Here is a 20,766-nt window from a genome sequence, read left to right as displayed (position 1 = left end):
AAAAAAAAGCGCCGCGACCCGTGGGGGGCGCGGCGCTGGGGTGTGGGGCTTCGGGCTGGGGCCTACTTCGTGTGCACCGTCACGTCGGCGGAGAGGCCGGCGCGCAGGGCCAGGCCTTGCGGCGGGTGCACCCAGGAGATGCGCACGGGTACGCGCTGCACCACCTTGACGAAGTTGCCGGACGCGTTGTCGGGCGGCAGCAGGGAGAAGCGGGAGCCGGTGCCTCCAGAGAGGCTCTCCACCTTGCCCTCCAGCTTCTCACCAGAGAAGGCGTCCAGCTCCACCTCCACGCGCTGGCCGGGCTGCATGTGCCCCACCTGCGTCTCCTTGAAGTTCGCCACCACGTAGGTCGTCGTGGGCACCAGCTCCGCCACGGCCTGGCCGGGGGTGAGCAGCTGGCCCGCGTGCACGGACAGCTTGGACACCTGGCCGTCCGCCGGGGCGACGACGCGCGTGTCCTCCAACTGGAGCTTCGCCTGGTCGAGCGCGGCCTCCGCGCCCTTCACCCGCGCGTGCGCCAGCGACGCGCTGGCCTGGGCGGCGGCGATCTTCTCGTCGATGGGGGCGCTCACGTCGAGCTGGCCCCTGGCCTCCGCCACCTTGCTCTCCGCGGTGCGTCGGCCCTCCTCCGCCAGGGCGAGCTGCGCGCGGGCGCCTTCGAGCGCGGCCTGCGCCGTCTCGTTGGACGTCCGCGCGTCATCCAGCGCGCTCTGCGCCACCACGTTCTGCTGACGCAGGCTCTGGGTCCTATCCAGGTCCAGCGTGGCCTTGCGGGCCTGCGCCTCCGCGCGAGCCAGCGCCGCGCGGGCCGCCGCCACCTGCGCCTGGGCGCCGCTCACCGCGGACGTACTCGTGGACACGAGCGCCTTCGCGCTGGACAGGCCACCCTTCGCGCCGGCCTCCGCCACCGTGGCCTGCGCGTCCGCCGCGACGGCCTGGGCGCGCGCGGACTCCAGCTCGGCCTCCGCCTGCTTCACGCGGGCCTCATAGGGACGCGGGTCGATTTGGAGGAGCACGTCGCCCTGGTGCACGGTGGCGTTGTCCAGCACGGCCACCTTCACCACGGGGCCGGACACGCGCGCGGCCAGGGGCACCACGTCCGCCTCCACCTGCGCGTCGTCGGTGGTCTCCTGCCCTGCCGTGACGATCTTGAAGCCGCCAATGGCCAGCACGATGGCCGCCACGACGCCACCGAGGATGAGGAAGCCCCGCTTGCCGCGCTTCGCCTGCGCCGCGGAGGCGGGCGCGGGCGCCGCTTCGGGGACGAGTTGGGGAGCAGTCGTTGTCGTTGCCATGTCTTAAATCTCCACGTCGATGTGCGGTTTCTCGTGGGAGCCCCCGACGCTCGGGGGGTCCTTGAGGAAATAGATGAGCGGCAGCACCACCACGAACATCAGCGCCGCCAAGACGAAGAGCTTGTCGAACGCGAGCACCATGGCCTGCCGTGACACGTTGCCCACCATCATCTGGAGGCTGGCCATGCTGGCGCTCGCGGCGTCCAGGCCGTGCTGCATGAGCCCCTTCTGCGTGGCGGCCATGCGGCTGGCGACCTCCCACCGCTCCGGGTTGAGGTGCGCCGCGATGGAGGCCTTGGACAGCACGGTGTAGCGCGACAGGAGCGTGGTGAAGATGGCCAGGCCCACGGACCCGCCAATCTGGCGCAAGAGGGAGTTGAGGCCCGTCGCGTCCGCCATCCGCTCACGCGGGATGTTGCCGAGCGCCGTGGCGCTGAGCGGCACGAACATCAGGCTGAAGCCCACGCCCTGCAGCGCGATGGCCGCGATGATGTTGCTGGAGCCGGTGGCGAGCGAGAAGTGGCTCATCTCGAACGCGCCGAAGCCCGCGAACACGATGCCAATCCCCACCAACACCCGCGCCGGCACCTTGCCGTACAGCCGTCCGACGATGGGCATCATCACCATCATCACCAGCGTGCGAGGCATCAGCGAGAGGCCGGACTGCGTCGCGGTGAAGCCCAGGAGTTCCTGCATGAACACCGGCAGCAGGAACATGCTGGCCATGAGCACCGCGAACACCAGCGCGCCCAGGAGCGTGCCGGACGCGAACACCGGGTCCTTGAACAGCCGCAAGTTCACCGCGGGCGCCTCCGCGGTCAGCTCGCGGATGACGAAGGCGATGAGGCACGTGGCGGAGAGCAGCGCGCAGATGACGATGATGGGGGACTCGAACCAGTCATCCGCCTGTCCCTCCTCCAGGAAGTACTGGAGCGAGGCCAGGCCCATGCAGAGCAGCGTGATGCCGGACCAGTCCATGTGCTTGCGCTGCTTCTCGGCTTCCTGGCGCGCGGTGGCTCGCAACTGTTCGTCCTCCTGGACGAAGCGGACCACCATGAAGAAGCCCAGGATGCCCACCGGCACGTTGATGAAGAAGATCCAGGACCAGTGCCAGTTGTCCACGATGTAGCCGCCCAGCGTGGGGCCAATGGCGGGGCCCACCATCACGGCCATGCCGAAGATGGCCATCGCGGTGCCCTGCTCCTTCGGCGGGAACGTCTGCCGGAGGATGGCCTGCTCGGTGGGTTGAAGCGCGCCTGCCCCTAGACCCTGGAGGAAGCGGAAGAGCACCAACGTGGGCAGGTTCCACGCGAAGCCGCACAGGAACGAACCCGCGACGAAGAGCACCAGGCACGCCAGGTACACGCGCTTCTGGCCGAACATGCGGCCCAGGAAGCCCGTGAGCGGCATCACCATCACCGTGGCGATGACGAAGCCGGTGGTGGCCCAGGTGATCTCCTGCACCGTGGCGCCGACAGCGCCGCGGATTTGAGGCAGCGCAACGCTCACGATGGACGAGTCGATGGCGCCCATCAGCGTGCCGAACGTCACCGACAGCGTGACGAGCCACTTGTTGACGGGGGCCTTGGGCGTTGCCGGCGCCAGGACCTCCGGTGTTGCGACGGCTGTCGCCATGTCAGTCGACCTCGATGCCCTTCAAGAAGACGCGGAGGATCTCCTCCGCCCAGGCGGCTGCCGGAAGGTTCGCGGCGTCGTCCTCGCGCAGGCGGTCCAATGCGCCGCGCACCATTCCCATCAGGAGATTCGGGTAGAACGCGCGCCCTTCCGCGCGGACCTCCCCGGCCTGGATGCCCCGGTCGAGGATGACCGACACGCGCTTGCTGAGCTCCGCCAGGATGCGGCTCTTGCGCGCCGGGTCTTCCGGCAGCTGCACCAGCACCCGCACGAACGCGTCGCGCTCCGCCGCGTGGGCGAACAGCGCCGTCACGAAGGCGCGCAGCTGTTCGCGAGCGGGCCGCTCCGCCACGGGAGCCAGGGCCGCGTCCAGCCGGTCCAGCATCATCTGGCGGCGCTTCGCGCGCAGCGCGTCCAGCAGGGCCGCGCGGTCGGTGAAGTGGTTGTAGAGCGTCCCCACCGACACGCCTGCCTGCTCGGCGATGGACTCCATCTTCGCCGCGTGCAGGCCGTCCCGAGCGAACACCGCCGCGGCCGCCAACAGGATGGCGTCGGCGGTGGCTTCCTTCATGCGCGAGCGCAGCCGTTTGACGGGCGCCTCAGATTTTGAATCTCGATTCATTCTCTGAAGGGAGATTTAACCCTCTCCCCACAGGAGTCAAATCGGCCTGGGGTTCCAGAGGGAGGAAGCAGCCGAACGCAAGAAGGGCCGGCGGGAGCGCGCTCCGCCGGCCCTTCCTGGGTGCTTCTGGATTTCAGCGACCGCGGCTCAGGGGGTGAGCATGCCCAGCTTGGGGGCGGGCAGCTCCACGGACAGCTCCTGGGTGAGGCCCTCGGTGGCGTGGAAGCCCTTGCCGCTGACCTCGCCCGCGCGGAACAGGGCCCAGCTCTGGAGGCCGCGCTGGAACGAGCGCGTCATGTGCCACAGCTCCAGGCCGCTGTTGGCGACGAAGAGGTACATCGTCCGCTTCGGGTTCCAGGGGTTGGGCAGCGCCAGCGCGAGGCCGTCATCCGCACGGCCGTACGTCCTTCCCTGCCAGCGGAAGAAGCGCCGGCCCAGTTCGACAGGCAGCTTCTTCTCCGCCGCCAGGCGCGCCATGAGCCCGTTGTCCTCCAGGCCGCCGAAGACGACCAGGTCGCGGTCCGCGAGCTCCGCGTCCGTCACCTCCGCGTCCGGCTTGAGCGGGGCCAGGCGCTCCGGAGACGCGTCCGCCAACTGCTCGCGGTAGTTCGTCGCCAGCGTGCGCATGGACTCCACCTGGCGCGCGGAGCCGTACACGAAGAGGAGCTTGTCCCAGTCATCCAGCGTGTTGGCCAGGGTCTGGTAGCGCTCGCGGGCCACAGGGATGTCGTTGCCCACGTTGAACACCACGCGCACCGGCCGGTCCGGGACCTTCACGGTGAAGGTGTCACTCGAGCCATTCACCTCCACGCGCTCCAGCACGGCGCCCTTCTCCGTCTGCACCTCCACTAGCGTGGCGAAGCGCCAGGGCGTGCCGGACTGGTCCACCTTCAGCGTTACCTCAAAGCCCTCCTTCGCCTTCTGGGCGCGGGAGGTGAGGCGCGGCGCGGGCAGGCCCCCGCGCTCCACCCACTGCTTCACCCACGGCCCCACGTCCTGGCCCGCGGCCTCCGAAGCGGTGCGGATGAAGTCCTGGGTGGTGAGCTTCTTGTTCGCGAACTTCGTGTGCACCGCGTCCATCACCTTGGCGAACTTCGCGTTGCCCAGGGTCAGCCGCAGCTGGTGCAGCAGGTACGTGCCCTTGATGCGAGGCACCGCATACTGGCCATAACGGCCGTAGTCCGTGCGCGCGGCGGTGGGCACCACGTCGCCCTCGCGGGCCGTGACGTAGAGGTAGCGGGCGTTGAGGTCCGCGAGCGCGTCGCGCTGGGCGTCGAAGGCCTTGGAGAGGTCATCCCCTTCCGGCAGGTCCCGGAGCAGCGTCCAGTACGCCGCCGAGCCGCTGCCGAACCAGTTGTCCGCGTCCGTGGCGGGGAACACCGTGTTGGCCCAGAGCTTCTTCTCGTCGAAGCCGAGCGCGTCCTTCACGCGAGCGAAGTCGCGCTTGGGCTTGTCCGCCTTGGGCTCAGGCTTCTGCTTCGCCTTGGCTGCCTTCAGCTGATCCGCGACGTAGATGGGGCTGAAGGCGGTGTAGCCCAGGGACAGGTGCGGGGTGGCGCCGGGCAGGTCCGGAATCCAGCGGCTGCCCACCATCTTCTCGCGCAGCGTCGTCTTGCCGTAGTGGGCCAGGAACATCAGCTTCTCGGTCATCTCCGACGTGGTGACCTTGCCGTCACACGCGTGGGGCCGGTTGATGGGGCTGGACGCCATCATGCGCGTGGCGCTGTCCACGTCGAAGCCGCCCTTGCCGTACTTCGCGTAGGCCTCCTGGAAGGCGATGTCGCGGTTCCAGGTGTTGAAGGCCAGGTCCACCGGGGCGTTGCTCGCGTTGGGCACGGACTCCTTGCGGACCTCCGGGTCGCGGTTGTTGTTGTTGGCCCAGATGAAGTCCTTGAGGTTTCCGGGCGTGTCCGAAGCCTTGCCCTTGCTGCCGGTGCGCCACAGCCGAGTCTTCGCGGTGCCCAAGAGGAGGCACGCGCCCTCATCCGTCTTGGTGTCCGCGAGCGTCCAGTCGTTGGTGTAGAGGCCGTTGTTGCGGTCCTTGAGGATGCGCTCCACGTCGTCGATGGAGTTCGCGTACTGCACGGCCTTGCGGATGCGGTTGCTCTGCGGGGTGCCGTCGATGTTGAAGGGCGTCTGGCCGACGGTCGTCTCGCCGATGACGATGCCCGCGTCGTTGAGCATCCAGTCAGAGCCGCTGTGGATGCCGCCCGGGAAGGTCTGCATCACGAAGCGGTGGCCCTTGGTGGGCTGCACGTCCAGCATCACGTCCCAGTGGACGCCGGTGTAGCCGTTCCACATGAAGATCTGGCCCATGACGACGCGGCCATCCTTCGTCGCGGACTTGGTGGCCACGAAGGACGAGCAGTGGTCGCCCTCCCCTGCCCGGCCGTTCTCATCCTCGCCCTTGAGGAAGGTGCGGCCGGAGAGCGGAGACGCGGTGACGCGGTTGGCGTCCTCCAGCTGGCCCAGGTCCACGGCGGAGTTGATGGCGACGACATCGAGCACGTCCAGGTCGCGCTCCTTGCCATCCGGGCCCTTGAACTTCGCGCCGCCCACGTTGGCGCCGTCGGCGATGCCCTTCATCTCCTCCAGGTACTCGGGGTCGAAGCGGCGCAGGAACAGCGAGTCCGCGAGCAGGCGCACCTGCGCCCATCCCTTCGCGGCGTCCGCCTTGTCCTTCTGGATGCCCAGCTTCTCGATGTAGCGGACGATCTCCTGCGACACGAGTTCGCCGTACTGCCGGCCGCGCTCGTAGGGCTCGCCCTCGATGTGCACGTACACCCAGCCGCCGTCGTCGTAGCGGAAGCCCTTGCCGGCCCACCGCACGCTCTCCATGGGGATGTACGAGGTGATGTCGTCCACCTCCTCCACCTTCACATCGTCGAACCACGCGGTGCCGGTGGCCTTGCCGTTGTGGCCCAGGTGCGCGCGCACGCGATCACTGGACTGGGTGGCGAAGAACAGCACCTGCACGCGGCCGCTGGAGTCCGCGCCCTGCGGAGGAGAGCAGTTGGTGAAGGGGAAGCTCTGCATGGACAGACACGCGCCCAGCGCCGTGGGGTAGCGCGCCTGCGCATCCGCCTGCACGCCCTTGGTGCGCACCCAGGCGGAGAGCCGGTAGAGGCGGCCCACCTGGAGCTTCACGGGCTCGGACACGACGGTGGTCTCCGCGCCGCCCTGGGGGCTTTCGATGACGAGGCTGCGGCTGCCCTCCGACTTCGCGTCGGTGCGGGCGGACACCTTGCCCTGACCCGAGGCCGTCCAGCCCTGGGGAAGGCCGGTGGCGGCGGCGGTTTCAAAGCCGGCGTTGGGGACGGCGATGGATGCGGGCGCGGCCCAGGCGGTGGCCGAGGCGCAGGCGGCCAGCGTGGGCCAGAGTAGACGGGAGCGCTTCCACATCAGACGCAGGTGGGACATGGCTTGCTCATGGGAAGGAGGAAAGGGTGCGGCATCCTGTCACGTCGTACGCGGGCGTGCTGGCACGCATTGCGTGAGCATGGCGAGAGGTTCACTCCTGGCGCGATTGGACAGCTTCACGACATGACGCCCTGTTCCATGCCGGTCCGAATTCGACCGCAAGGCGCGGAGTGCTGGCCCGGGAACCGGAGGTTAGGTTTCGCCTCGTGGTCATCGAAAGGAGGCGGAGCATGGCGACAAAGACGGAGGCCCTCGCGGCGGCGACGGTGGGCGACCCGCGCTGGGCGGCGGTCGTCGCTCGGGACGCGGCGGAGGACGGGCGCTTCTTCTATTCCGTGAGGACGACGGGGGTGTACTGCCGTCCGTCCTGTGGCGCGAGGACGCCGCGGCCGGAGAACGTGGGGTTCCACGCGACGGAGGCGGCGGCGGAGCAGGCGGGGTTCCGAGCGTGCAAGCGGTGCAAGCCAGGGGAGCCCTCGCTCGCCGTGAAGCACGCGGACCGGGTGGCCGAGCTTTGCCGCTTCATCCAGGCCGCTGAAGAGATGCCGAGCCTGGAGGATCTGGCGGAACGCGCGGGGCTGTCGCCGTATCACCTGCACCGGGTGTTCAAGGCGGTCACGGGGCTGACGCCGAAGGGCTACGCGGCGGCGCAGCGGACGGAGCGGATCCGCACGGGGCTGACGAAGCGAGGCTCCGTCACCGAGGCCATCTACGACGCCGGATTCAATTCGAGCGGTCGCTTCTACGAAACCTCCAGCCAGGTCCTGGGCATGACACCGACGAACTTCCGCGCCGGGGGCGCGAACACGGAGATCCACTTCGCCATCGCGGAGTGCTCGCTGGGCCCCATCCTGGTGGCCACGAGCGACCGGGGCGTGTGCGCCATCCTGATGGGAGATGATCCGGACGCACTGGCGAAGGACCTCCAGGACCGCTTCCCGCAGGCGACACTGGTGGGCGGGGACGCGAAGTTCGAGCAACTGGTGGCGAAGGTCGTGGGCTTCGTGGAGGCGCCGCGCGTGGGGCTGGATTTGCCACTGGACGTGAGGGGCACGGCGTTCCAGCAGCGCGTGTGGCAGGCGCTGCGGGAGATTCCTGCGGGGAAGACGGCGAGCTACATGGACATCGCGGAGCGGATTGGCTCGCCGAAGTCGGTGCGGGCCGTGGCGCAGGCCTGCGGCGCGAACGCGCTGGCGGTGGCGATCCCGTGTCACCGGGTCGTGCGCAACGATGGAGCGCTGTCTGGCTACCGGTGGGGCGTGGAGCGAAAGCGCGCGCTGCTGGAGCGAGAGGCGCAGCGGTGAGGAGACGGGTTCGTGCGGTGGATTGGGAGGGAACGGGTCGGGAGTTGGACGCCCGTGGGTGCGCGGTGCTGGAACAACTGCTCACACCTGACGAGTGCGAAGCATTGGCACTGCTTTACGATGTGGAGGATGCCTTTCGCAGCCGTGTGGTGATGGCGCGGCACGGGTTCGGCCGGGGCGAATACAAATACTTCGACCACCCGCCGCCGGAGGTGGTGACGGAGTTGCGCACTGCGCTGTACCCGTGCCTGGCGCCCATCGCGAACCGCTGGAACACGGCCATGGGCATCGACGTGCGGTATCCAGACGTGCACGCGGACTTCCTCGCGCGTTGCCATGAGGCCGGGCAGGTGCGGCCCACGCCCCTGCTCTTGCGCTATGGCGTGGACGACTACAACTGCTTGCACCAGGACCTGTACGGAGAGCACGTCTTCCCGCTCCAGGTGGCCGTGCTCCTCTCGGAGCCCGGACGGGACTTCACCGGCGGAGAGTTCGTGCTGACGGAGCAGCGTCCCCGGATGCAATCCCGGGCTGAGGTCGTCCCCCTGCGTCAGGGAGACGCGGTCGTCTTCGCGGTGCATCATCGCCCGGTCCAGGGCACGCGGGGCACCTACCGCGTCAACCTGCGGCACGGCGTCAGCCGCGTGCGCTCCGGCATGAGGCACACGGTGGGCATCATCTTCCACGACGCCGCCTGAGCATCAATCAGGCAGAACATCCTGCCATGGCAACGCATATCGCGTTGTCATGCCATGCCGATTGGGCGCGAGCGAGCGACTGGGAACCAGACGCAGCATTGTCATCAACCTACTCATTGAGGCGGGCTCCCCCAGACTCTCTTCGCCCTCTCGCGACTGCATTCAGCCACTGCATCGTCGAGCGATTGAGTCTGGCGCTCCGCATCTTGCTATTCTTGAGCGTGCCATGCTTGATTGGAACCCACGATGGCACCGAGAGACAAGCTCAAAGAGCTCCAAGCGGGAGACTTGGTGGTCGCGCGGCGGAAGATTACCCTCACAATGGAGGGCGGGCCCGTGCACTCTCGCCAGCGGTTCCTCTCAGCGGGAGCTCTTCTACGTCTGACTTCGGCTGCAAGTTCCTCCAATGGCGGGACCTATCATGTCGGAGACATCGAGGAGCCTGCTGCCGTCGGACGTGTCTCCATGAACAGTATCGATCCGGCACCGGGGTTTGGATTGTCGGAGCGAATCCTCCTCACCTATCTCCCAGAGTTCGCGGCTGGCCCCTCCGCTCGCATGGGGCCTCAAGGAGTTCGTCAGCTCGCTCAGCTTGGAATCTATCGCGCCCGGAGCTACGGACTCACTGACGATCACAGCCTCCAGTTGTACGCCGGACTGATGATGCAACTGGGCGTCGCCTTCGATGAGGACCCATTCCACCCCTGGGCCCATACCGCTCTCAGGAACACACCCTCCGCCGCGTATCCCATCGCCGAGCATCAACGGGTTCGTTCGCTGTATGGGGCCTCGACGGAGTATTTCCAACGAGTTCTGGGGAAGGACTCAGAGCATCTGCGGAATGCCCTGTTCAGAGCCACACAGCTTCGCCTCGATTCACTCCCATCCGGCGGAGCCGGTTTTGTTGAGCGGATGCGCCGCTTGCTTCTCGACCTCTATCCCCAGCGCATGGAGAGTGCTGCAACCGACGCGCTGGAGCAGACTGCGGCATTTCTCCAGGGATATTCCAACAAACCAACCACCGGTAAGAGCCTGGCGGTTCAAGTCGCGGTGAGCTTCGCCATGGGCCGAGGAGCATTCCAGGATCCTCGCTTCCCGCAGCTCCGAGAAGTGAGGGGGAGCCCCGAGAAACTCTTCTTGGGACTTCAGAATCACCTCCAGCAAGAGCTTCGTGACCGGGGTTGGAAGTAGAAGGAGGCGGCCCATGTGTATTGCCGGATGCACAGACTCCAAACACTCCATGATTGCGTCGCTCAAGGCGGAGAAGACTCGACTGGAGGCCATCACCGCGAAGGACTCTGGAAAGAGCCTGGGTGAGGTTGCCGCAGCCTTCACCGTGCTCAAGGACGTCGCGCACCGTCTGGCGGTCCTGGAGAAAGGGACTGGGTTGTACAAGGGGAACAAGTCCAGTGATCCAACGACCTCCGTCATTGCGACCGACTGCACCGAATACGTCATCGAGGTGCTCTCGGATACATTCAAGCAGCAAAAGCAGACTGAGGTCTGGGGCCAGATCAAGACCCAGATGCGGGCGAACATGAAGCTTAGAGGAGCGACGGCGCCCTCCGGAATCGATCTTCAGGCAGCACTCCAGCAAAAGCTGGCGTGGAAGGGAATATTCTGGGCTCCGGATCCCAAGTACCCGAAATACGAATGGAAGAGCGCCCCCAACACCGAGCAGTCATTCGCCTACCTGAAGGCAAGGGAAGCGAAATCATATTACAAGGCAACTGGGAATGCCCGGAACTACCCAGGAGTCAGCATTGACAAACTGACTGTCAACTACGCCCCCGAGAAAGACAGCTCAACCCCTCAGGACACCAAGGACTTGAAGCGGCTAAGGAGAGTCGCTTTTGGCGTGTTCTCCGCGCATGGCGGTTTTCACATGTGCCTCATCATTTCGGGGATCGTGTACGAAGTCCATTGGGACCAACCGAGCAAAAGTGAGAAGGTCATGGAAGGCACGCCTCTCGAATCCTGGGGCGGATTGGGTCGGTGGGGAAGCGGCGCTATCGTTGCTCCACGTGCTGATGTCGAAAGGGCTTGGAGGACTTGAACCCCATGCGCATATGTGTGCTGCTCGCCTTGGGCCTCCTTGTGGCCTGCGGGGCGAAAGGGGGTTGCTCCCGAGGGCAAGACCCCACTGGCGACGATGCACGGAGCAGGGTTGACGTGCCCACCGATGCCAGCCCCGCGGCCATCGAAACGTCCGCAGACATTCCTCTTGCGACGCTGCGTTGCGCATTGGCAGGGACATCCAAGGATGTCCTTGCCCGCTGGTTCGGCGAGCCGGTCCCAAGGGAGTTTTCGCCTGTATTCGGTTTTCACTCCCTGCGCTTTCAGTTCCCGCGCGGCGAAGAACTGGAGTTCAAACCTGAAGAACTACTTTTCCCTGCCGACTGGAACTGCAACATCTTCTCTCCGGGTTGTCGCTATGTCGCTCTCTTCTTGGGGCGCTCGGTGGGCTATCACATTGTCGAATTGGAGGCCCTGCAAGACTACCTGGCAGGCCGCCGCCCTCCGTTCGTAACGCTGCATTACTCTGGGGAATTGCCCGAGCCTCATCATTACGGCCATGGCCGCTGGGTATCACCCACGGAGTTTGAATTCTTTGTCTTCGCTCCTGGTGATGTTGATGGCTGGGATGCTGAGGGGACGAGCGTCAGGCTCCGGGTAGAGTTCGCTGGGGCTCGCCAGGGCGCTGCTCCGCCACTCCAGATGATTCAAGAAAAACTCGCTCATCCGCCAGACGATGGATGTGCGGCAGCGGATGTTCACCCCTGACGGCCCCCTCACCGCCGGCCAATGACTGTGTACGCAAACCGTGCAAAACAATAGAAGCGCCGTCCTTCGACGCCATGTGGGTCGAGCGTCGCCGTTTGTTCAAAGCCTGCCCAGCGCAACCAACGGAGATGGGCATCGTTTCTGCTGTCCACGTTGCACCATAGGCAAGGGTATCGCTGGTGGAGCTTCGGGATCCACTCAAAGGTCAGTCGCACGATTGATGTCGGGTTCGTCATGAATTCGTTCGTCCCGAGGAGCCACGTTTCGCCTGACTGGGAGTGGCTTGGGACAGCGCCGAACATCCCAACAATGCCTCCCGTCTGACCGAGAAGCGTGAGGCAAGGCGCGGATTGACGCAGGAGGCGTTCCAGAACGGCCGTTGGAGCCTCGGCAGTTGTCGCTTGAAGTTCTCGCAAGTCCGCTGTGCGCAAGCGGCATGCGAGGGGATGGATATGACTGGAACGCGCCGGCACGACGATCATGAGAGCGAATGAGCGAGACGGCCTCGCGGGGAGTGGTTCACGCAATCCTGCTTTTTCTTCTATATACACGAATTCAGGCTGTGCTGGATAATAGCCCGGGGCAGCGTTGCCGTGCACCTGCGGCTGCTGGCCCAGCACACTCGCTCACCCGCCGGAGGATCCAATGAAACGGATAGGGATGGTCATCGCGCTGTTCGTTTGCGTGAACGTAGCTCCCCAAGCTCAAGCCGCCAGCATGAAGCCAGCGGCGCTGCGCGAACGCATCAGCGTGTCGCTGGCCGCCGACAAGCGCGAGGTGGCGCTGACCCTGGCGAAGCAGGACCCGGTGCTGCGGAAGGCTCTCGCCCCCCGCTTGAGCGGCGAGCACCTTGCCGTGGATCTGAAGCAGTGGCTGAGCACCGTGTCGGCCCCGTCCTCCGTCACGGGCGTGGCGGAGCGAGCGGACCTGAACATCCGTCGGCTCAAGGGCTTCGACCGTGAGCTCGACAGCCTGCTGCAGCTTCGTCTGGCCAGCGCGTCCATGCTGACGGCATTGCAGCAAGGCGTTGAGCCTCTCTACGCGTACGAACCGGATGGCGATGACTCCCAGTGGCGCTTCATCGAGGCCTTCGATGGCCTTGGCCGCGTGCACCACCTCGACGTGCACCGCATGCCCGAACAGCCGGTGCTGGTGGTGGACATCGACGGGCGCAGGGACCTGGCCGCCGGCATCAAGCTGATGCGCGAGCACCTCGTGGCCCTCGGGCAACGTCCCCTGCCCGTCCTGGACACGGCCGCCGCGGCGACCAGCACGCCGGTGACGATCCTCGATCGCATCTACCTGAACGACGACGAGGAGCCGTGGATCTCCGGCAACGCGGAGGTCTATGCCATCGTCAATGGCGTCGACCCCAGCCGTGACGCACCGCAGTTGGACATCGTCGACATGCCCTATCTGGACACGGACGGGAGGACCTACTCCCCGAACCAGGTCCTGATCTTCTGGGAGCGTTACCGCTGGGCGGCGGCGAACGTCATCCTCATGGAGCACGACGACAACACCAGCTACCAGGAGCTGGTGAGCTACCTGTTCAATGTCGCGAGCCAGATCCTGACCGCCGTGGGCCTGCCGGAGATCGGCGCCCTGGTGGCCCTGGGCAGCGGGCTGGTGGATCGCATGCCGGGCGAATGGTTCACCAACGACGACGACTACGTCGATTCGTTCTACACCCTGGAGAAGAACCACACCTACACCAACTACAGCGGAGCACGCGGCAACGCGGTGGTGACTCTCAGGCCGTACGAGCTCGCGAGCCAGTAGCAGCGGCCGGTAGGGGTCGAGGCGGCGCTGCTCGACCCCTCCGGTCAGCGTCCGGCCTGGGCCAGGAAGTCGGCGGTCGGCAGGACCCTGGCATAGCCCATCCCCAGCGCCGCCAGGAACGCGGCATGGACCTGGGGTGCGACCGGAGTGGCCTCCGTTTCAGGCGCTCCGGGCGCGCACGTCCGCGGATGACGAGGCTGCGCGAGCGACGAGCTTCCCGGTGACACCCTTCGGCAGCACCACGCCGAAGAAGAAGCCCTCTTCGAAGGGCTCCGTCGAGTCGAGCTGGATCTTCACCCGCGAGGCAATCGTCGCGAGCGCCGTCTTCAGGAACGTCATCGCGAAGACCGCGCCCACGCACGCGCGCGGCCCGCGACCGAAGGGGAAGAAGTGGCCGCTCCCCAGCGGGTCTCGCGTCGTGCCTCCGTCCAGCCAGCGCTCCGGCTTGAACGTGTCCGGGTCCGGCCAGTGCGCCGGGTCGCGGTGCAGGTGCTGGTTCGAGATCATGATCATCGACCCCGCTGGCAACGTGACCCCGGCCAGCTGCGCATCCTTCGACGGCGTGCGCGTCATCACCCGGACCGCCGGCAAGACGCGCAGCGCTTCGTACGCCACGGCCTCCACCCACTTCGCACCCTCAAGCTTCCCGAACGTCAGCGGTCCGTCCGCCACCAGCGAGGCGGCCTCGTCAGCCAGGCGCGCGTCGGAGTCCGGATACTTGTTGAGCTGGTGGAACGCCCCCACCAGCGTGACGCTGGAGGAGAACGCACCGCCGAAATAGGTGCCCCCGAGCATGTGCGCCAGCACCTGATCATCGATGCCCGGCGTCTCCCGCAGGTAGCGGGACATGATGTCCACGGCATGCGGATCCTGCCGCTTGCGAGCCGCCTGGATCCGGTCCACGAAGTGCCCGTAGAAGCGCGCCTTCGCCACGTCGAAGTCCTTCGGCGGCCTTACGAACTTCAGCGGCAGCTTCGACTGGATGCGCGCGTCCGCCGCCCTCGCGAGCAGCATGAAGTCCTCGAACACCTGATCCGGCAGCTTCTCCCCCACCGAAGCGACCGAGAACGCGTCGAACGTCAGCCGGCGCAGCGCGGGCGTGAGGTCGATGTGCCTCTGCTTCAGCAGCGCGTCCACGGACTCGGAGATCGCCGCCTGCATGGGGCCCACCTGATCCGCCAGCCACTCCGTGGCCCACGGCTGCGCGCCGGGCTCCAGCTGGCGCTTCCGGACCCAGTCCACGCGCAGCTCCGCAGTGAACGCAGTGTCGTCCGTCACCGACGGGCGGATCTGCTCGCTGATGTTCCCCTTCTCGAACTCCATCCGGCGCGGGGACTCGTAGACCTCCGCGATGAGCGCCGGGTCGTTGAGCACCAGCCCGGGGTTGGGCCCCATCCAGATGAGCGTGACGCCGCCGTACTCGCGGCCATAGCGCGCACAGACATCCCAGGGCGACGCCCCCAGGAAGTCCCCAGCAGTGCCGAGGATCCCCGGCTGGGGACCGGGCAGCGACGCGAACGGCTTGCGCTTCGCGCCGAAGAACAGGTTGAAGATGCCGCGAGAGAGGGCATTGGGCATGGGAGGAGTCTCCTGACGGCGCTAGACGGTGATGCCACAGGGGATGCGGTCGGCCTGAAGGACGGTGTAGGGCACCGCGCTCTTCGCGTTGCGCGCCTTCACGGCCTCGCTCTGCGCGCGCAGCTGGGCGTGGAAGCGGTCGCGGATGGCGAGCAGCTCCGGCTCCTGGAAGTAGTCCTCGCGCCAGCCACCCTCGTGGAGCAGGTACTCCTCGTCGTCCCCGAAGCTCGACAGCGCGCGGCCCACCGCCACCTGCCAGAGCATCTGCGTCTTGGAGGGAATCATCGCGTCGATGTCCTTCTCACCCAGGACGCCCTTCTCTCTCGGCGGAGGCTGGCGCATGCACAGGGGCGCGTTGGGCACGAAGGCGTAGTGCTCGTACTGGAGGTAGTTCACCGCCGCGTGCTGGACGCTGACCGTGAAGAGCACCGTGGTGAGGATGTCCGTCAGGTCCGCGACGCGCTTCAGCTCCGCGCAGGGCAGCTTCTCCACCGGCAGGCCGTGCTCGGTGAGGTCCTTCCACCAACGCTGCATGTCGGTGTCGTGCACCAGGTCCTCGTCGGACTTGTAGAAGTGCCCCAGCACACCGCCCACGTACTCCTCCAGCGCCTCCCACAGGAGCAGCGAGTCATCGCGATACGGGTAGTGCGGGAGCACCGCCGGGTCGAGCACGCCACGGCGCTCGATGTCCAGGCGCGGCTTGTTGTCCGCGAGCGTCCAGGCCCTGTACCCCTTCTTGCCCAGGAAGACGTGGCCCTGGTCGGGGCCGCCCGTGGCGATGAGGTCGTCGAACACGCCGCCCGCCGCGAGCAGGCCCTTCCGGGCGCCATCGTTGATGGCGAGCGTGTAGCGGAAATGGCGACGCAGCAGCTTGTAGACGGGGTGCGGGTCCGGGAGGTTGCGCATCGTCGCCATGACGAACGGCTCGGCGACGAAGTGGGTCCGGAGCGCGTGCCCCACCATCTGGTGCGTGTTGCCCTCGCTGCACCGGAGGTAGATCTTCGCGGCCAGCCAGTCGTGCGGGCTGTCATTGGGCGTGAACACTGGATCCAGCGCCGGGTCGCGGCCCAGCTGGATGGCGATGGGCCGCAGCTGGCGCGTGTCGTCCAGGTACAGCAGGCATCGGGACGCGGGCGCCCACCGGCGCTCCTCGACGCCGGCCTTGTCCGCCTTCCTGAACATGGGCACGTCGCCCAGGATCTCGAAGTCGAGCAGGAAGACGCGCTTGCCGGCCAGCGCCTGCGGGAGCGTCGTGCCAGGAGCCAGCAGGCCCCGCAGCTCGGAGTCCTGGAGGGGCATTCCTTCCGGCAGCTCGGTGATGGACTGGATGTGGACGGGACTGATGCCCTGCACGGCCTGCCGGGCGAACTCGATGTCGTCCTGCCAGCGCCTGGCGATGGTTGGCAGTTCGAGGCCCTTGAAGAAGTCGAAGACGTCCACGAGGCCATTCCACGCCTTGCCGAGCACGGGCATGTGCAACTTGATGGCCGCGAGCGTCTTCGCGATGACGACCTCGTAGCTGCCGTCCACGAGGCCCCGGTAGAGCTCGTCCTTCGGCAGCGGGCGCGCGTCCGTGATGTCGAGCGCGCCGGGCAGCCCGGCGGTGGCCTCCGCGGGGCGCCAGGGATACATGCGCTGGCGGGCCTGGAGCAGGTCGTTCCGGGCGACCTTCTGCCGCTCGTGCTGGACCTGCTGGGGCAGCCGGGCGGTGCCCTCGAGGACCTCCGCGGTCGTCCTGGCCAGCACCCAGCGGTAGTACGGGAAGAACCAGTGCTTCCCCAGCGCGGTGACGGTCACCGAGTCGAGGAGCCAGTCGCCCCCGACGCCGCCCCCCGCGTTGGAGAACCGGAGCAGGATCAGGTCCCCCAGGTCCTCGGACCTGACGGAGTAGGCGTCCACCGCGCCGGCCTCGAAGTCGTTGTGGAAGCGCTTGTCCAGGGCTTGCGGCTGGCTCTCGCCCTTCGTGCCCACCAGGACCACGGAGATGGCCGCGTTCGTTCCGGCGCCGAGCTTCGAGCTCGTGCGAATCGTCAGCGTGTAATCGACAGTCATGGATTTCCCCACTAGCACGCAACGGCGGAAGGTACGCCGCTGAAACCGGGACGGACAAGCCGGGCTCTCCTCGCACTGACGCGGATCACGGCGACGTCTCTCGGAGCCTGCACTGAAGTCGATAGCGGATTGCCCTCCGGGGCGAACACCCGGATATGGGTTTGCCGTATGCGCATGCGGCGGTGCTCGCCCCGGTGCGTGTTACCTTCCCGCGCGATGAAGCCTGCTTCCCGTCGTTCCCTGATTGAGGCACGGAGCTGATGCCCACCGCCTGGCGCCGTCTGTTGACCTCGTTGGGGTTCGCTTCGAAGGCCGGGGAGCCGCCACTCCTGGAGGCGGAGGAGCTGCCCCGGTGGTACTCGGGGCTGGGGTTGAAGGAGCGGCTGGCGGTCAGCCGCAACCTGGTCGAGCGCGTGCGTGCGCCGCGAGCGTCGCGGGATCCGTCGACCCTCCCGGCCGTCGTCACGGGTCGGCTGATGTTCGAGCAGGACGGGCCGCAAGGCCCCATTCCCATGCATCACGTCAAGGTGGAGCTGTGGGACCGGGACTTCGGCACGCCAGACGACTTCCTGGGCGAGACCTTCACGGGCGCGGATGGGTCGTTCGTCATCCGCTACGACCCGACGGACGCGGGCGAAGGAGACCTGCCAGACCTGGAGCTGCGCTTCTTTGAACCGCAGCACACCTTCCGGCAGGACGGCCGTGTGGTGGAGACGTGGAAGCGCATCGGTTCCGAGCCTGGGCCGGATGACCACGCAGGCTTTGACCACGACTTCGGAACGTTGCGGCTGCCGTACTGGGAATACGATCCGTCGACGCCGCTGGCGCGGCTGCTCGTGGTGGAAGAGGGCACTCCCCCCACGGCGTATGCACCAGGGCGCGCATTGGCGATGCTCAAGGCCGTCGCGCCCATCGAGCTGGTGAAGCGGCAACACCAGCTGCAGATCCGGCTGGGACAGGCGCCGAGCCTGGGGAAGATCCAGGCGGAGTATCCGGAGACGACGACGGTCCGGATGGAGCGGGAGTCCCCGGGCTCCTCGCGGAGTGATGCGTGGTTCGGCGAGCGGCTGCTCAACGGGATGTTCTCCAGCATCCTGGACCGGGACCCCGAGGTGCCTGGGGATGCGCAGGCCTTCCGGCTGTATCTGCCGTGGAATGCCTATGAGCAGGACGGCGTGCATTGCCTGCCGGACGTGGACCTCCGGCTGCGGCTGGTGGACGGCAAGCTGATGCCCCAGCGGATCATCCTGGGGATGCGGGAACCCGGAGCAACGGCGCCCGGCTCACCGGTGACTCGCAGGACGTACACGCCCGCGGACGGCGCGGATTGGGAAGCGGCGAAGCGGATGGCTCGCGTGAGCGCGACGTTGGACGTGGAGCTGGGCAACCACCTGGGACAGTGCCACTTCAACGTGGAGCAGTACGCCATCGCCGCGCACCGGAACCTGCGGCACAACCCCTTGCGCTGGTTGCTCATGCCGCACCTGCGGGAGGTGGTGTTGATCAACCACGCCGCCACCGGATTCCTGGTGGGCCCCACGGGGTACATCACGCGGGCCAGTGCGTTGACGGAAGCAGGCATCCACCAGCGGTTGGAACACCTGATGGGCAGCTACGACTGGAAGGGCTTCGCGCCCGCGACGCCAGTCTGCGAGGGCCACCGCTACGCGCAGGCGGGGCAGTTGTTCTGGAAGCTGCTCGGGGAACACATCGACGCGTTCTTCGCGGAGCACGGCGCGGCGGTGGAGGCTCAGTGGCACGAGGTGCGCCGGTTCTCGGACGACCTGGTCGCGCATTCCGCACCGGCGTTCGTGTGCCGCTACCTGCGAGCGACGGTTCCAGGAAAAGAAGCGCCGTGGTTCGTGCGCTCGGAGCGCATGGACCTGGGGGCGAAGGTCGCGGAGCCCGCGACGAAAGCCGTGAGCGCCGTGACTCGGACGGATGCGCCCCTGCCGGGTGAGGTCGAGGCGCTGAAGCACCTCTGCCGCTACGTCATCTTCTTCGCGACGTTCCGCCACGCCTGGGCGAACAACCTCCAGTGGGAGGACGCGGGCGAGGTCCTGTACTCGTGTCTGGGATTGCGCTGGGGCAAGGGCGGCGCGCTGTCCACCGAGGAGGACCTGGACGTCGCGCCGACGCCTGACGAGGCGACGGAGATGCTGTGGATCTCCTGGATGCTGTCCAAGACGAACTACGGCTTCATCCTGTCCAACGAAGAAGAAGACATGCATCCCCGGCTGCTGGAGCTGCTCCGGGCCCGGGCCGCGGACTTCGCGGCCCTGGGCCTGGATGTCCGGACGGTCAGCTCCCGCATCAACATCTGAGCGGAATCAGTACGTCCAGGGGAACCGCTTGAAGTCGCGCTTGCGCTTCTGCACGAACGCGTCGCGGCCTTCCTGTGCCTCTTCCGTGCCGTAGCCCAGACGCGTGGCCTCGCCCGCGAAGAGCTGCTGGCCCACGAGCCCGTCGTCCGGGAGGTTGAAGGCATACTTCAGCATCTTGATGGCCGTGGGGCTCTTGGTGTTGATCTCCGCCGCCCACTCCAGCGCCACCTTCTCCAGGTCCTTGTGCGGCACGGACTTGTTGATGGCGTTCATCTGGAACGCCTCGTCCGCCGTGTAGGCCTGGCCCAGGAAGAAGATTTCGCGCGCCCGCTTCTGTCCCACCTGCCGCGCCAGCAGCGCGCTGCCGTAGCCCGCGTCGAAGCTGGCCACGTCCGCGTCCGTCTGCTTGAACATCCCGTGTTCCTTGCTCGCGATGGTCAGATCACAGACGACGTGCAGGCTGTGCCCGCCACCCGCCGTCCAGCCCGGCACCACCGCCATCACCACCTTCGGCAGGAAGCGGATCTGCCGCTGGACCTCCAGGATGTGCAGCCGCCCCAGCCGCGCCGGGTCCGCCGCGTCCTCGCCGGGCTCGTACTTGTAGCCGTCCTTGCCGCGGATGCGCTGGTCGCCTCCCGAGCAGAACGCCCACCCGCCGTCCTTCGGCGACGGCCCGTTGCCCGTGAGCAGCACCACGCCCACGTCCGTCATGAACCGCGTGGCCTCCAGCGCCCGGGCCAGCTCGTCCACCGTCTTCGGACGGAACGCGTTGCGCACCTCCGGCCGGTTGAACGCGATGCGCACCGTGCCCTGGTCCACCGCGCGGTGGAACGTGATGTCCTTGAACTTGTGGCCTTCCACCGGCTGCCAGCGGGACGCGTCAAAGAGGTCCGAGACCATGCGCAGTCTTGCTCCGAAAATGGGGGAGTGAACGGCCCGGAACCCTAGCGGTTTCCGCTCGGGGACGCCCGCGCTACCGTGCGCGCCATGTCCACGAGCCTGCTCGTCGTCCATGTCCATGTGCACGTGCTGCCCCAGCACGTCGACGCCTTCCTCCAGGCCACCCTCGCCAACGCCCGCGAGAGCGTGAAGGAGCCCGGCATCGCCCGCTTCGATGTCTGCCAGGACAACGACGACCCCACCCGCTTCGTCCTCGTGGAGGCCTACCGCACGCCGGACGCCCCCGCCGCGCACAAGGAGACCGCCCACTACCTCACGTGGCGTGACACCGTCGCCCCCATGCTGGCCGAGCCCCGCATCCCCCACCGCTAC

General features: G+C 67.0%; 15 protein-coding genes. 8 read left to right on the top strand and 7 right to left on the bottom strand.

The annotated features are described in order from the left end of the window. Positions 1–62: 62 nt before the first annotated feature. From D7V77_RS18285 to D7V77_RS18270, 4 genes are all read right to left on the bottom strand, one after another. A complete protein-coding gene (locus D7V77_RS18285; RefSeq protein ID WP_120577573.1) occupies positions 63–1,295 on the bottom strand; it encodes an HlyD family secretion protein in 1,233 nt (410 codons plus the stop codon). Between the two features lie 3 nt (positions 1,296–1,298). After that, positions 1,299–2,930 carry a DHA2 family efflux MFS transporter permease subunit gene (locus D7V77_RS18280; protein WP_120577572.1) on the bottom strand — a complete coding sequence of 544 codons (1,632 nt, stop codon included), beginning with the start codon at positions 2,928–2,930 and terminating at the stop codon, positions 1,299–1,301. A gap of 1 nt (position 2,931) precedes the next feature. Further along, the gene (locus D7V77_RS18275) at positions 2,932–3,501 is read right to left on the bottom strand and encodes a TetR/AcrR family transcriptional regulator (protein WP_158624427.1); all 570 of its coding nucleotides are present in this window, start codon (positions 3,499–3,501) and stop codon (positions 2,932–2,934) included. Between the two features lie 198 nt (positions 3,502–3,699). Continuing rightward, positions 3,700–6,972, bottom strand: coding sequence for a C45 family autoproteolytic acyltransferase/hydolase (locus D7V77_RS18270; protein ID WP_120577570.1), 3,273 nt, complete (start codon positions 6,970–6,972; stop codon positions 3,700–3,702). A 230-nt stretch (positions 6,973–7,202) separates the two neighbouring features. On the opposite strand from D7V77_RS18270, the gene ada reads away from it, so the two are divergent. From ada to D7V77_RS18250, 6 genes are all read left to right on the top strand, one after another. Next, positions 7,203–8,276 (top strand): bifunctional DNA-binding transcriptional regulator/O6-methylguanine-DNA methyltransferase Ada, encoded by a 1,074-nt coding sequence (ada, locus tag D7V77_RS18265; protein WP_120577569.1) that lies wholly within the window; start codon positions 7,203–7,205, stop codon positions 8,274–8,276. A 104-nt stretch (positions 8,277–8,380) separates the two neighbouring features. Beyond that, on the top strand, positions 8,381–8,974 hold the full coding sequence (locus tag D7V77_RS18260) for a 2OG-Fe(II) oxygenase (RefSeq protein ID WP_233597081.1): 594 nt from the start codon (positions 8,381–8,383) through the stop codon (positions 8,972–8,974). 465 nt (positions 8,975–9,439) lie between these two features. Next, positions 9,440–10,165: a hypothetical protein gene (locus D7V77_RS43290; protein WP_147452094.1), complete on the top strand. Its 726-nt coding sequence runs from the start codon at positions 9,440–9,442 to the stop codon at positions 10,163–10,165. Between the two features lie 13 nt (positions 10,166–10,178). Next, positions 10,179–11,030, top strand: coding sequence for a hypothetical protein (locus D7V77_RS43285; RefSeq protein WP_120596185.1), 852 nt, complete (start codon positions 10,179–10,181; stop codon positions 11,028–11,030). A 116-nt stretch (positions 11,031–11,146) separates the two neighbouring features. After that, a complete protein-coding gene (locus D7V77_RS43280; protein ID WP_147452093.1) occupies positions 11,147–11,758 on the top strand; it encodes a hypothetical protein in 612 nt (203 codons plus the stop codon). A gap of 717 nt (positions 11,759–12,475) precedes the next feature. Next, on the top strand, positions 12,476–13,540 hold the full coding sequence (locus tag D7V77_RS18250; RefSeq protein WP_233597080.1) for a DUF3103 domain-containing protein: 1,065 nt from the start codon (positions 12,476–12,478) through the stop codon (positions 13,538–13,540). A gap of 159 nt (positions 13,541–13,699) precedes the next feature. Here the strand turns inward: D7V77_RS18250 and D7V77_RS18240 are convergent, their stop codons facing one another. Beyond that, on the bottom strand, positions 13,700–15,118 hold the full coding sequence (locus tag D7V77_RS18240; RefSeq protein WP_120577565.1) for a cytochrome P450: 1,419 nt from the start codon (positions 15,116–15,118) through the stop codon (positions 13,700–13,702). 21 nt (positions 15,119–15,139) lie between these two features. Then, positions 15,140–17,170 (bottom strand): lipoxygenase family protein, encoded by a 2,031-nt coding sequence (locus tag D7V77_RS18235; protein WP_120577564.1) that lies wholly within the window; start codon positions 17,168–17,170, stop codon positions 15,140–15,142. A 260-nt stretch (positions 17,171–17,430) separates the two neighbouring features. On the opposite strand from D7V77_RS18235, the gene D7V77_RS18230 reads away from it, so the two are divergent. Next, positions 17,431–19,494, top strand: coding sequence for a lipoxygenase family protein (locus D7V77_RS18230; protein WP_120577563.1), 2,064 nt, complete (start codon positions 17,431–17,433; stop codon positions 19,492–19,494). Positions 19,495–19,500: 6 nt separating this feature from the next. Here the strand turns inward: D7V77_RS18230 and D7V77_RS18225 are convergent, their stop codons facing one another. Further along, positions 19,501–20,394, bottom strand: a complete 894-nt coding sequence (locus tag D7V77_RS18225) for a 1,4-dihydroxy-2-naphthoyl-CoA synthase (RefSeq protein ID WP_120577562.1) — start codon at positions 20,392–20,394, stop codon at positions 19,501–19,503. An 87-nt stretch (positions 20,395–20,481) separates the two neighbouring features. Between D7V77_RS18225 and D7V77_RS18220 the strand changes: the two genes are divergently transcribed. After that, the coding region (locus tag D7V77_RS18220) for a putative quinol monooxygenase (protein ID WP_120577579.1) at positions 20,482–20,766 on the top strand (285 nt) is incomplete at its 3' end.

Source organism: Corallococcus sp. CA041A, from assembly GCF_003612075.1.
GTDB classification, from domain to species: Bacteria; Myxococcota; Myxococcia; order Myxococcales; family Myxococcaceae; genus Corallococcus; species Corallococcus exiguus.
This window is presented reverse-complemented; position numbering and strand designations above follow the sequence as displayed.